Annotated in this window: 10 protein-coding genes; 5 read left to right on the top strand and 5 right to left on the bottom strand. The window is 74.4% G+C overall.

Translation table 11 applies throughout. The annotated features are described in order from the left end of the window. The first annotated feature begins 53 nt into the window (after window positions 1–53). Window positions 54–1136, top strand: a complete 1083-nt coding sequence (locus HB370_RS16860) for an NDP-sugar synthase (RefSeq protein WP_030788015.1) — start codon at window positions 54–56, stop codon at window positions 1134–1136. Window positions 1137–1356: 220 nt separating this feature from the next. Here HB370_RS16860 and HB370_RS16855 read toward each other — a convergent pair whose 3' ends face one another. The 4 genes from HB370_RS16855 to HB370_RS16840 form a co-directional block, all read right to left on the bottom strand. Beyond that, window positions 1357–2370 (bottom strand): hypothetical protein, encoded by a 1014-nt coding sequence (locus tag HB370_RS16855; protein WP_030788012.1) that lies wholly within the window; start codon window positions 2368–2370, stop codon window positions 1357–1359. A gap of 67 nt (window positions 2371–2437) precedes the next feature. Beyond that, the gene (locus HB370_RS16850; protein ID WP_030788010.1) at window positions 2438–3778 is read right to left on the bottom strand and encodes a coenzyme F420-0:L-glutamate ligase; all 1341 of its coding nucleotides are present in this window, start codon (window positions 3776–3778) and stop codon (window positions 2438–2440) included. Beyond that, window positions 3775–4734 carry a 2-phospho-L-lactate transferase gene (cofD, locus tag HB370_RS16845; protein WP_030788006.1) on the bottom strand — a complete coding sequence of 320 codons (960 nt, stop codon included), beginning with the start codon at window positions 4732–4734 and terminating at the stop codon, window positions 3775–3777. Before cofD ends, HB370_RS16850 begins: the two co-directional genes overlap by 4 nt. A gap of 33 nt (window positions 4735–4767) precedes the next feature. Continuing rightward, a complete protein-coding gene (locus HB370_RS16840) occupies window positions 4768–5262 on the bottom strand; it encodes a cysteine dioxygenase family protein (protein ID WP_030788002.1) in 495 nt (164 codons plus the stop codon). Between the two features lie 677 nt (window positions 5263–5939). Here HB370_RS16840 and HB370_RS16835 point away from each other — a divergent pair. The 3 genes from HB370_RS16835 to HB370_RS16825 all read left to right on the top strand — a co-directional run bounded on the left by HB370_RS16835 (window position 5940) and on the right by HB370_RS16825 (window position 11576). Next, complete coding sequence (locus HB370_RS16835; protein WP_003975777.1) at window positions 5940–6203, top strand: WhiB family transcriptional regulator; 264 nt, start codon at window positions 5940–5942, stop codon at window positions 6201–6203. A 181-nt stretch (window positions 6204–6384) separates the two neighbouring features. Beyond that, a complete protein-coding gene (locus HB370_RS16830; RefSeq protein WP_078637674.1) occupies window positions 6385–10104 on the top strand; it encodes a glycosyltransferase family 2 protein in 3720 nt (1239 codons plus the stop codon). Continuing rightward, a complete protein-coding gene (locus HB370_RS16825; RefSeq protein WP_030787997.1) occupies window positions 10101–11576 on the top strand; it encodes a DUF5719 family protein in 1476 nt (491 codons plus the stop codon). The genes HB370_RS16830 and HB370_RS16825 overlap by 4 nt, the downstream gene beginning before the upstream one ends. A gap of 51 nt (window positions 11577–11627) precedes the next feature. Here HB370_RS16825 and HB370_RS16820 read toward each other — a convergent pair whose 3' ends face one another. Then, complete coding sequence (locus HB370_RS16820; RefSeq protein WP_030787994.1) at window positions 11628–12014, bottom strand: metallopeptidase family protein; 387 nt, start codon at window positions 12012–12014, stop codon at window positions 11628–11630. A 350-nt stretch (window positions 12015–12364) separates the two neighbouring features. Between HB370_RS16820 and HB370_RS16815 the strand changes: the two genes are divergently transcribed. After that, the gene (locus HB370_RS16815) at window positions 12365–12790 is read left to right on the top strand and encodes a DUF3499 domain-containing protein (RefSeq protein ID WP_030615734.1); all 426 of its coding nucleotides are present in this window, start codon (window positions 12365–12367) and stop codon (window positions 12788–12790) included. The last annotated feature ends 1 nt before the right edge of the window (window position 12791 follow it).

Below are 12791 nucleotides of genomic sequence, written 5' to 3'. Positions count from 1 at the left end.
GAAACGAGTGAGACCAGCAGTGCGGCCGGTCCGGCTGGAAGCGGAGACGACAGGTGACGGAAGCGATCCTTCTGGTCGGCGGCAAGGGCACCCGGCTGCGACCGCTCACGGTGTACACGCCCAAGCCGATGGTGCGGGCCGCCGGAGTGCCGTTCCTCACCCACCAGCTGGCGCGGGCCCGCGCGGCGGGCGTGGAACACATCGTCCTCGCGACCAGCTACCTCGCCGAGGTCTTCGAACCGTACTTCGGCGACGGCTCCGCGCTCGGCCTGCACATCGAGTACGTCACGGAGGAGGAGCCCCTCGGCACGGGCGGCGCCATCCGCAACGTCGCCGACCGGTTGCACTCCGGTCCCGGCGACCCGGTGCTGGTCTTCAACGGCGACATCCTGACGGGGCTGGACATCAGGGCCCTGGTGGACACCCACGAGACGACGGGCGCCGACGTCTCCCTGCACCTGACGAGGGTGGCGGACCCGCGCGCCTACGGGCTCGTGCCCACGGACGACACCGGGCGCGTCCTCGCGTTCCTGGAGAAGCCGCAGACCCCTCAGGAGATCGTCACCGACCAGATCAACGCGGGGGCGTACGTCTTCCGCCGCTCGGTCATCGACACGATCCCGGCGGACCGGCCGGTCTCCGTCGAACGCGAGACCTTCCCCGGCCTGCTGGCGGCCGGCGCCCATCTCCAGGGCATGGTCGACTCCACGTACTGGCTGGACCTCGGCACCCCGGCCGCCTTCGTACGCGGCTCGGCCGACCTGGTCCTCGGCCGCGCGCCCTCCCCGGCCGTGCCCGGCCGCTGCGGCGACCGTCTCGTGCTGCCCACGGCCACGGTGGCGCCGGACGCCAAGGTGACCGGCGGCACGGTGGTGGGCGAGGGCGCGTTCGTGGCCGAGGGGGCGCGGGTCTCCGGCTCCACCATCCTTCCCGGCGCCGTCATCGAGCCGGACGCCGTCGTCACCGACTCCCTCATCGGCACCCGGGCCCGCGTCGGCGAACGCTCCGTCCTCACCGGCACGGTCATCGGCGACGGCGCGGTCGTGGGCGCGGACAACGAACTCCGCGAGGGCGTACGGGTGTGGTGCGACGCCCGCATCCCCGCGGGGGCGCTCCGCTTCTCTTCCGACCAGTAGTGAACTCCGGTTCGCTCCAGCCTTGCCTGGCGCACCGCCCTGGGGGCTCCGCCCCCAGGCCCCCGGCACGGGGAAGGGAAGGGGCGGCCGCCGGCCGACGCCGTGCGCGGGCCGTCGGTGGCCGCTCGCGCAGCTCCCCGCGCCCCTTGGGCAAGTCCGCCACCGTCGGCTTCACGGCACCCTGCCAGCGCCGGTAAGCGCCCTCGGCAGCACCCACGCCTCACAGCACCCCGATGTCCACCCAAGGCATCTTCGGTTTGCGTCTGGCCGGTACGTGGCCGCTCAGCAGGATCAGGCGGGCCGCCCGGTGCCGCTGCCCGGTGTACGGCTGGAGCAGGCGCAGCATCTCCGTGTCGTCGGCGTCGCGGTCGCCCGCCAGCGCCCACCCCACGATCCCGGGCAGATGCAGATCGCCGACGGTCACCTCGTCCGCCGCCCCATGACTGCGCTGCACGACTTCCGCCGACGTCCACGGCCCCACGCCCGGTACGACCTCCAGCCGCGCCCGGGCCTGGTCCGGCGGCATTCCCACCGCCTGCTCCAGCCGCTCGGCGACCCGTACGGCCCGCAGGATCGTGGACGCCCGTTTGTCGTCCACGCCCGCCCGGTGCCACTCCCAGGAGGGAATCAGCGCCCAGGTCCGCGGCGCGGGCATCACGGACATCGGCCGTTCGCCCAGCCCCGCGGGCCCCGGCGCCGGCTCCCCGAACCGCCGTACCAGCAGCCGCCACGCCCGGTACGCCTCGTCGGTCGTGACCTTCTGCTCCAGCACGGACGGGATCAACGACTCCAGCACCAGCCCGGTCCGGGTCAGCCGGAGCCCCGGCCGGCGGTGCCGGGCCAGCGCCACCACCCGGTGCCGGGGCACGAACGCCCCGGGATCGTCGGCGGCGCCGAGCAGCTCCGGCAACTGCTCCAGCAGCCACCCGGCCCCGGGCCCCCACGCCTCGCCGAGCACCTCACCGCCGTACGCGCGCACGCGCAGCGTGCCCGGTCCGGCGGGCGTACGACAGGCTCGCCACACGGACCCGTCCGCGGTGGCCCGGAACGTAGGGTCGGCGGGCCCGCGCCGCAGCGGTCCGAGGGTCAGCCCGAGGTCCAGCGGGCCGTCCGGCACCCATCGGCGGACCCGCGCGGGCGCCGTCTGCCGGGGTATCCCGGTCGCCCCGGGCACGGCGGCATGCCCGCCGCGCACGGTCGTACGCGTGGGCCGCTGGGGAAAGCGTCCTGCCACGGGGGAGTCCTAGAGGGCCGGCCGGGATGTTCCGGAGGTACCGGTTCCGCTTTACGAGGGTAGGCGCTCAGCGCACCTCCACGAACGCTTCCGCGTCCCGCTCCGGCCGGGGCCGGGGTTCCTCGGCGGGCCGGCCGACCGCGACCGCGCCCATCGGGTCCCAGTCCGCCGGCAGTCCGAGCACCTCGCGCACCACGTCCCGGCAGAACATCGTGGACGACACCCACGCCGAGCCCAGCCGCTCCCCGGCCAGCGCGACCAGCAGGTTCTGCACGCCCGCGCCCATCGCGACCACGAACATCTCCCGCTCCGCGCCGTCCCGCCGGGGGTCGCCGTAGGTGTGCGAGCCGTCCATGACGAGGCAGGGCACGATCAGATACGGCGCCTGGCGCAGGACGTCACCGCGCCGGATCCGCTTGGCGATGGACTCCTCGCTCTTGCCGTCCCGGCGCAGATCGGCGATCCAGGCGTCCCGCATCGCGTCGAGCAGCCGTACCCGCGACTCCTCCGACTCCAGCAGCACGAACCGCCAGGGCGTGGTGTGGTGCGGGGCGGGCGCGGTGACCGCCGCGGCCACCGCGCGCCGGACGGCACCCGGGTCCACGGGGGCGTCGGCGAAGGACCGCACGGTGCGCCGCTGGGTGACGGCCTCCCGGATCGCCTCCGAGGTGCCGAGCCGGAACATGTCGTCCTGCGCCCGGCGCACCAGCGCCCGCGCGCCCTCCTCCGTACCGTCGGCGGTACCGGGGTCCACGACGTGGGGCAGCCCGCGCACGACGGCCACCGGACGGCCCTCGGCCTTGCCCTTGACCAGGTCGCCGGCGGCGGCCAGCTCGTCCGCGGTGGCGACGACGGTGGCGCTCAGCGGGTTGCCGTACGCGTCCGTGCCCCCGCGCAGATCGTCCAGCACGCGCACCCCGGCGGCGCCGATCGCCACGTCCGTGAGCCCCGAGCGCCAAGGTCGCCCGAACGTGTCGGTGACGATCACCCCGACGTTGACGCCGAGGGCCTCGCGCAGGCCGGCCCGGATGGCGCGCGCGGAGGCGTCCGGGTCCTCGGGCAGCAACAGCACGGTCCCGGCGGGGGTGTTGGAGGCGTCGACCCCGGCGGCGGCCATCACCAGGCCCTGCCGGTTCTCCACGATGCGCAGCGTGCCGCGCCGGGCGACCACCCGGACCGTCTCGGCGTCGATCGCCGCCTCCCGGTCATCGGCCCGCATCAGCCGGCCCTCCGCCTTGGAGACGATCTTGGAGGTCACGATCACCACGTCGCCGTCGGCCAGGCCGGGCTCGGCCGAGGCGATCAGCTTGGCGATGTCGTCGCCCGGCCGCACCTCGGGGATGCCGGGCAGGGCCCAGACCCGGTATTCCGCCCGCTCGCCCGCCTCGGCGGACGCCGTCGCGCTCACGCTCCCCGCACCTCCTCGGCCAGCGCCAGCGCCTCCCGCGCCATCTGCGCGGCGGCCTCCACGTCGGTCATCATCAGCGGCACGGCCCGGCAGCGGATGCCGTCCGCCTCGACCCGCTCGACCGCGCCCGCGTCCACGGAGTCGACCAGCCAGCCGTCGAGCAGTCCGGAGCCGTAGTGCTCGGCGACCGCGGCGGCCGTGGACTCCACGCCGACGGCGGCCAGCACCTTGTCCGCCATCCCGCGCACGGGCGCGTCCCCGACGATCGGGGAGAGACCGACCACGGGCACGCCCGCGTCCGCGATGGCCTCGCGGATGCCGGGCACGGCGAGGATCGTGCCGATGGACACCACCGGGTTCGACGGCGGGAAGAGGATCACGTCCGCCTGGGCGATGGCGTCCAGGACGCCCGGGGCCGGCTTGGCCTGCTCGGCGCCGACCGGGACGATCGCCAGGGCCGGGACGGAGGCGCGCAGCTTCACCCAGTACTCCTGGAAGTGCACCGCCTTGCGTTCGCCGTCCAGCTCCACGGCCACGTGCGTCTCCACGCGGTCGTCGGTCATCGGGATCAGCTTCACGCCCGGCTGCCAGCGGTCGCACAGCGCCTCGGTGACCGCGCTGAGCGGATAGCCGGCCCCGAGCATCTGGGTCCGCACGATGTGCGTGGCGAAGTCCCGGTCGCCGAGCCCGAACCACTCCGGCCCGACGCCGTAGGCCGCCAGCTCCTCCTTGACGTGGAAGCTCTCGTCGGCCCGCCCCCAGCCCTGTTCCTCGTTGATGCCGCCGCCCAGCGTGTACATCACCGTGTCGAGGTCCGGGCAGACCTTCAGCCCGAAGAGGTGGATGTCGTCGCCGGTGTTGCCGATGACCGTGATGTCCGCGTCCGGCGCGGCCCGCTTCAGACCACGCAGGAACCGGGCACCGCCGATGCCGCCTGCCAGAACCACAATGCGCATGGGGACAGTGTGTCAGCCGGGTACGACAGTGCGTCAGGCAGTCACCGAGGGCGCCTCGCAGTGCGGGGAGGTGTGCATGGGCATCTCGGTCAGCCCGGGGTGGTACACGTGCAGGCTGACCGCCGGCTCCAGCGCGTCGTTCACGACCTCGTGGACGTACCCCGGCGCGAACACCCGCTGCGCGCCCGCCCCCAGCGCGCGCGTGCCGCGCACGGTGTGCTCCGTGAGCGTGCCCGCCACGACGGTGAGCACACCGGAGGAGCGCCCGTGGTCGTGCCGCCCGCTGCCCTGCCCGGGCAGCCAGGACAGCAGCCACACCTCGTACCCGGGGCCGGTGCGCAGCCGGTGGTACCAGCGGGTGGTGGCGTCGAAGCGGACCAGGTGCGCCCACTGGTCCCGGTCGGCGGCGATCGAGCGGGCGAGCCCCGCGAACTCGGCGACGGTGGCCGGGTGCTCGCGCGGCGGCTGGAGCAGGTGCGGGACTTCGAGGATGTCGCCGGCGATCTGGAGGTCGTTGTCGCTGTTCATGGGGGTGCGGTGGTCCTCGGCGGAAGAGTGGGGCCGGAGCTGGGTGACGCGTGCGGTCCGCCCGGGTCACGGGCGGGCGGGATGCCCCGGACGAGGGGGATCGGAGAAGGCGGAACGCGGCCGAGCCGGGATGGACTCGGGAACAGCCGGAGCGGGCTTGGCTCAACAGCTGGGACAGCAGCAACAGCTACAGCGCGCGCGGGCGGCACCGAGGGACCCGGCGGTGCGGGTCGAGGTGGGTGCCAAGTACGCGAGCATGCCCACTAGGACAGCGGTTCACACGGGCAGTGTCAACTCGCTGCCCGGTATGTGGGACATGTTTCACCTCTTCCGGTTTATTTCGCAGGCGAAAGGTTTGCTCATCGGGGTCGCGGGACACATGGGGCACATCCGAGCGCGCGAGCCTCGCGGAACGGGATCGAACACGGAGGCGTCCTTCTCCGTACAGAGGATCTGTACGGGGTTCGGTCGTCCCCGTGGGTCCGCCTGCGTGTCAAGGTTTATGGCGATTTGAACACTTTCCGCACGGCCTTGGTTCCGCAGAGTGAATAACGGGCCCAATAGCAGATCTCGGCTTGACTCGCCCGGAGCAGCACACTTGTAATTTCACTCGTGTCGTTCAGCCGAAATCGGTAACGGCCACGCACGGGGACGCGAAAGACAGACGAGGGGCGCACATGACCGAGCTGGTGCAGCAACTGCTGGTCGACGACGCGGACGAGGAACTCGGCTGGCAGGAGCGCGCACTCTGCGCCCAGACCGACCCCGAGTCCTTCTTCCCCGAGAAGGGCGGCTCCACCAGAGAGGCCAAGAAGGTCTGCCTCGCCTGTGAGGTGCGCTCCGAGTGCCTCGAATACGCCCTCGCCAACGACGAGCGCTTCGGCATCTGGGGCGGCCTGTCCGAGCGCGAACGCCGCCGGCTGAAGAAGGCCGCCGTGTGACCATACGCGCGACCGCGAAGAGTACGAACGGCCCGTCAGCCGTGGGTTGTCCACAGGCGGCGGGCCGTCGTCATGCCCAGCCGATAGTGTGGACGCTCGTCCGAGACGCCCCGCTGTCCCCTCGTTCCGCGAGAAGACACAGGCGTCCACCGCAGTCCATCGAACCGGGGCCCGTACCTCGATGTCCGTGCACAGCCATGCGGCAGCCCAACCAGAAGCTGCCATCCCTGAGTTCCCGCGCCACGTCGTGACCGCGGTCCTCGTCTCCCACGACGGCGCCCGCTGGCTGCCCGACGCGCTCGCCGGGCTGCTCGGCCAGGAACGCCCCGTCCAGCACGCGGTGGCCGCCGACACCGGCAGCGCGGACGACTCCGCCCGGCTGCTCACCGACGCCCTCGGCGAGGCCAACGTCCTGCACCTCGCCCGCCGCACCGGCTTCGGCCAGGCCGTGGAGGAGGCCCACCGCAGCGCGCCCCTCCTCACCCCCGACGACCTGCCGTACCTCAAGCGCCCCAGCGGCTGGGACCCCGCCACCCGCACCTGGCGCGACGACGCCTACGACCTGCCCGAACTGCCGCACGGCGAACCCGTCCAGTGGCTGTGGCTGCTGCACGACGACTGCGCCCCCGAACCCGGCGCCCTCGCCCAGCTGCTGAGGGTCGTCGACAACGAACTCGAACTCGGCCGCGACGACGTCGCGATCGTCGGCCCCAAGCTGCGCGGCTGGTACGACCGCCGCCAACTGCTGGAGGTAGGCGTCTCCATCGCCAACTCCGGCCGCCGCTGGACCGGTCTGGACCGCCGCGAACAGGACCAGGGACAACACGACCACGTCCGCACCGTGCTGTCCGTGTCCACCGCCGGCATGCTCGTGCGCCGCGACGTCTTCGAACAGCTCGGCGGCTTCGACCGGCTGCTGCCCCTCATGCGCGACGACGTCGACCTGTGCTGGCGCGCCCACACCGCCGGCCACCGCGTGCTGATCGCCCCCGACGCCGTCGTCCGGCACGCCGAGGCCGCCTCACGCGAGCGCCGCGCCGTCGACTGCGCCGGCCGCACCACCGCCTCCCCGCACAAGGTCGACAAGGCCGGCGCCGTCTACACCCTGCTCGTCAACACCCGTACCGCCGCGCTGCCCTGGGTGCTGCTCCGGCTCGTCCTCGGCACCGTCCTGCGCACCCTCGCCTACCTCGTCGGCAAGGTCCCCGGCCAGGCCCTCGACGAGATCCGCGGCCTGCTGAGCACCCTGCTGCGCCCCGAGCGGATCATCGCCGCCCGGCGCCGCCGCGGCCCCTCCCGCATCGACAAGGCGGGACTGCGCGCCCTCTTCCCGCCGCCCGGCGCCACCATCCGGGCCACCGTGGAACAGATCGCCGGCAACCTCACCGGCGACTCCGACACCGACACCTCCGCGGCCGGCCGGCACGGCGGCGCCGTGGAGTCCGGGCCCGGCGGCGACGACGCCGACTTCCTGGAGGTCGAGCAGTTCGCCCGGCTCAAGCGGATCGCCCGCAGGCCCGCCCCCGTCCTCTTCCTCGCCCTGCTGCTCATCTCCCTCGCCGCCTGCCGCGCCCTGCTCGGCGGTGGCGCCCTCGCCGGCGGCGCCCTGCTGCCCGCCCCGGCCGGCGCGACCGACCTGTGGTCGCGCTACCTGGACGCCTGGCACCCCACGGGCACCGGCGGCACCCCCTCCGCACCGCCCTACCTGGCCCTCGTCGCCACCCTCGCCTCGCTCCTGTTCGGCTCCACCGGCCTCGCCGTCACCGTCCTGCTGATCGGCTCGGTGCCGCTCGCCGGATGCACCGCCTACCTCGCCTCCCGGCCGCTGGTCACCTCCCGGCTGCTGCGCGCCTGGGCCGCCATCGCCTACGCCTTCCTGCCCGCCACCACCGGCGCGCTGGCCGGCGGACGCGTCGGCACCGCCGTCCTCGCCGTGCTGCTGCCGCTCATCGCGCGCGCCGGCATCGCCGCGAGCGGCCTCGCGGGCCGCGCCGGCACCCGCGGCAGCTGGCGCGCCACCTGGGCGTACGCGCTGCTGCTGACCGTCGCCACCGCCTTCACCCCGATCGTGTGGCCCCTCGCGCTGCTGCTCGGCCTCGGCGTCCTGGTACTGCGCCGCCGCGACCTCCTCGGCTACGGACCGCGCTTCCTCGCCCAGCTCGGCACCCCGCTGCTGGTCCTCGCCCCTTGGTCGCTGACCCTGTTCCCGACCGGCTTCCTCCAGGAGGCCGGCCTGGACTACGGCCCCTCGGCCGCCTCCGCCTTCGACCTGCTCGGCGCCGCCCCCGGCGGCCCCGGGACCGTGAACGGCCTGATGCTCATCGGCATCGTGCTGGCCGCGCTCGCCGCCCTGCTGCGCTCCGAACGGCAGCTCGGCATCCGCACCGCCTGGGCCGTCGCCCTGGCCGGACTCGTCTTCGCGGTCCTGTCCAACAGGTCCGCCTGGGCCGGACCGGCCACCCTCGTCTACGGCATCGCCCTGCTGGCCGCCGCCGCCCTCGGCGCCGACGGCGCCCGCGCGCGTGTGGCCGAGCAGAGCTTCGGCTGGCGCCAGCCCGTCGCCGCCCTGATCGCCTTCGCCTCGGCCGCCGGCCCGCTCCTCGTCGCCGCCGGCTGGATGATCCGCGGCGCCGACGGCCCGCTGGAGCGCCGCGACCCGGCCCAGGTCCCCGCGTTCGTCGCCGAGGACTCCACCGGCGGCGCCCAGGCCCGCACCCTGGTCCTGGACAGCGACTCCACCACGCGCGTGCGCTACAGCCTGGTCCGTGGCTCCGGCGCCCGCATGGGAGACGCCGAACTCACCGCGGCCGACGGCGCGAACACCCGCCTGGACCAGACCGTCGCCCACCTGGTGGCCGGCTCCGGCGCCGACCAGGCCGCCGAGCTCGGCGGCTTCGCCGTGCGCTACGTCCTCGTCCACAAGGGCGCCCCCCGGGAGATCACCCGCGTCCTGGACGCCACCCCCGGCCTGACCCGGCTCAGCCAGCAGAACGGCGGCGCCCTGTGGCGCGTCGACCAGGACGTCTCCCGTGCGGCCATCGTGCCCGCCGGCGGCTCCGGCACGCCCCAGCCGGTCGCCGCCGGACCGGTGGAGATCCACACCACGGTCCCCGCCGGCGCCGACGGCCGCGTCCTGCGCCTGGCCGACAGCGCCGACGGCGCCTGGACGGCCACCCTCGACGGCAAACCGCTCACCCGCACCACGGTCGACGGCTGGGCCCAGGGCTTCCGGCTCCCCGCCCAGGGCGGCAGGCTCGACGTCACCTACGACACGCCGCTCGCCCACACCGCCTGGCTCTGGGCGCAGGGCCTGCTCGCCGTCGTCCTGGTCGTCCTCGCCCTGCCCGGCCGCCGCCGCGACGTCGACGACGACCTGCCCGAGGAGCAGCCGCTGCCCGCCCAGGCCACCGCCGGCGAGGGCCGCCGCGCCCGCCGCCTGCGCGCCCAGGCCGAGGAACCGCCCGCCGGGGACCCGCCCGGCACACCCGCGCCCCCGGCCGCCGCCCCCGAGGCCCAGCCCTACGAGACCCACGACCCGGCCGCGTACGCGCCCACCGGATACACCGGCTACGGCACCGACCAGTACCAGGCGCCGGCCGGGTACGACCAGCGGCCGTACCCGCAGTCCGACCCGTACCAGACGGCCCCCTACGACCCGTACGGCTACGGCGGCACCGACGACCAGTCGTCCTACGACCCCACGGCCTACCGGCACCAGGGCTACGACACGGCGTACGACCCCGCCCGGCAGGGGTACGACCCCAGCCCGCAGGGGTACGACTCCGCCCCGCAGGACTACGACCCCGCCTCACAGGGATACGACCCCGCCCCGAGGGGTTACGACCCGGCCCAGCAGCCCCACGGCACCGGCAGCCAGCGTCCCGACGGGAGCCAGCAGTGAACCGCACCACCCTGTCCCTGTTCGCCGGCACGGCCGCGCTGGCCGCCGTCACCGCGTTCGCCGCCGTCGACTCGCCGTCCGCGTCCGGCGCCGCTCCCGGGGCCGCCGCCCGGCAGCCCGTGGAGCGCACCAGCCTGGTCTGCCCGGCACCCAGCACCTCGGACCTCGCCGAGACGACGTACACCTCGTTCACCCCCGTCACCAAGGGCGCCGCGAGCGGCGGCGGGGCCCGGCTCCAGGCGGCCGGCGAGAAGGACGCCAAGGGCGGCAAGGACAAGAAGGCCGGGCAGCCGGTGCTCACGCCGAAGGCACCGGGCACACCGGCCACCGGCGACACCTCCGGCGGGGACACGCCCGCGCTCGTCGGCACCGCGGACGGCTCCTTCGCACCCGGCTGGACCGTCCAGGAGACCACCGAGGTCGCCGCCGGCACCGGCCGCGGCCTCCTCGGCGTCAACTGCACCGGAGCGGACACCGACTTCTGGTTCCCGGGCGCGAGCACGGCCGCCGGCCGCACCGACTACGTCCACCTGACCAACCCCGACGACTCCGCCGCCGTGGTCGACATCGAGCTGTACGGCAAGGACGGCGCGATCAAGGCCCCGCTGGGCGAGAACCTCACCGTCGAACCGGGGGCGAGCGAGGCGTTCCTGCTCCCCACGCTCACCGAGGAACGGCAGACCGGCCTCACCGTGCACGTCAGCGTGCGCGGCGGCCGGGTCGGCGCGGCCGTGCAGGCACTGGACGACAAGGCGGGCGGGGACTGGCTGGCCCCCGCCGCCGACCCGGCCGGCAGCCTGGTCCTGCCCGGCATCCCCAAGGACGCCACCGAGGTCCGCCTGACCGCCTTCGCCCCCGGCGACGACGACGCCGACCTGAAGATCCGCCTGGCCTCGCCCGACGGCCTGATCACCCCGGCCGGGAACGAGACCGTCCACGTCAAGTCCGGCATGACGACGACGGTCGACCTCGGCGACGTCACCCGGGGCGAGCCCGGCTCCCTGGTGCTCACCCCGACCGACCAGGCGGTCCCGGTCGTCGCGGCGCTCCAGGTGGTGCGGGGCAAGGGGGACAAGCGGGAGACGGCGTTCATCCCGGCCACCGCTGCCGTCGGCGCGCGCGCGACCTCGGCCGGCAACAGCGCCAAGGGCACGACGCTCGCGCTGTCGGCGCCCGAGGGCGCGGCCACGGTCAAGGTCACCGCCTCGGCGGGCAGCGAGGGGGGAAACCCGGCGACCAAGACGTACACGATCAAGTCCGGCACCACGCAGGACGTCGACGCCCCCGTCCCGACGGGCCTGAAGGGCACCTACGCCCTCACCGTCGAACCCGTCTCCGGCGGCCCCGTCTACGCCTCCCGCACCCTCACCGCCGCCGACACCCCCGCCTTCACCGTCCAGACCCTCCCCAGCGACCACGGCCTGGTGTCGGTACCGCGGACGCAGGAGGACTTGTCGATATTGCAGAAGTAGCGCTCGCGGAAGCGGCGGCGGCTCGGGCGGACGCGGGGGCGCCCGCGCCGCCTAGTCCTCCCCGTACCGGGGATCCACCGTCTCCGGCGTCAGTCCCAGCAGCTCCGCCACCTGCTCCACGACCACCTCGTGCACCAGCGCGGCCCGCTCGTCCCGCCCCTTCGTCCGGATCTCCACCGGCCGCCGGTACACGACCACCCGCGCCCGTCGCCCGTCCCGCGCCGGCACGACCCCGCCGAGCGGTACGGCCTCGTCGTCCCACACCGGCCCGTCGCCCCGCCCGTCCAGCCGGGGCACCTCCAGCACCAGGAAATCGATGTCGGCCAGCTGCGGCCACCGCCGCTCCAGACGGTCCACGGAGTCCTGCACCAGATCCGCGAACACCTCGGCACGGCTGGCGGCCAACGGCACCTGCGGCGGCGCGATCGGCCCCCGCATGCCCCGTCCGTGACGATCACGGCGACGGGGCCCGGGGCCGCTGGCACGGGGCGGTACACGGTTGTCCATCACCGGTGAAGCGTAGTCCCCGCACCCTCCGCCCGTCCGGCTCCACGCGGCAACCGGCCCCCGCCCGCCCTGTCGCAGGATGACCATTCCGGCCAACGTCTGGCTCGTTTCCGTAACTTTCCGAGACCACCGAACTCAAGGCAATTGATGGTGTTTGTGACGACTCCTGACCGCACGCGCCTCCTCCGCGCCCCCGGCGCAAGCTCGTCCATGCAGGTCAGCGGGGTCCCCTCGAAGGGGTGTGTGGGGCGTTTCACAGCCCGACACGGTGGAGTGACCTGGTGGAGAGTCGTCGCGGCCCGCTCAAGAGTGCGGTACCGTCCAACATCGTGAGCCCTGTACGTCGCTGTTCGCGCACCGCCTGCGGCCGACCCGCCGTCGCGACGCTGACGTACGTCTACGCCGACTCGACCGCGGTCCTCGGCCCGCTCGCCACCTACGCCGAACCCCACTGCTACGACCTGTGCGCCGAGCACTCCGAGCGCCTCACCGCCCCGCGCGGCTGGGAGGTCGTACGACTCCTCGACGGCTCCGCGCCCGCGCGGCCCAGCGGAGACGACCTGGAAGCGCTGGCCAACGCCGTGCGCGAGGCGGCCCGCCCCCAGGAGCGCGCGGCCGAGGCCGGCGGAGGGGGATCCCGCGCCGCGGACCCCATGGAGGTCGCCCGCCGCGGCCACCTGAGGGTCCTGCGCTCCCCGGACAACTGAC

The organism is Streptomyces sp. DSM 40868 (assembly GCF_011820545.1).
Lineage (GTDB): Bacteria > Actinomycetota > Actinomycetes > Streptomycetales > Streptomycetaceae > Streptomyces > Streptomyces eurythermus.
Note: the sequence above shows the minus strand (reverse complement) of the source record. Positions and strands in the feature narration are given on the sequence as shown.

Bases quoted from the DNA above. Each gene is read 5' to 3' on its own strand.
- cofD (WP_030788006.1), bottom strand. From the start codon at position 4,734: ATGCGCATTGTGGTTCTGGCAGGCGGCATCGGCGGTGCCCGGTTCCTG.
- HB370_RS16840 (WP_030788002.1), bottom strand. From the start codon at position 5,262: ATGAACAGCGACAACGACCTCCAGATCGCCGGCGACATCCTCGAAGTC.
- HB370_RS16835 (WP_003975777.1), top strand. From the start codon at position 5,940: ATGACCGAGCTGGTGCAGCAACTGCTGGTCGACGACGCGGACGAGGAA.
- HB370_RS16830 (WP_078637674.1), top strand. From the start codon at position 6,385: ATGTCCGTGCACAGCCATGCGGCAGCCCAACCAGAAGCTGCCATCCCT.
- HB370_RS16820 (WP_030787994.1), bottom strand. From the start codon at position 12,014: ATGCGGGGGCCGATCGCGCCGCCGCAGGTGCCGTTGGCCGCCAGCCGT.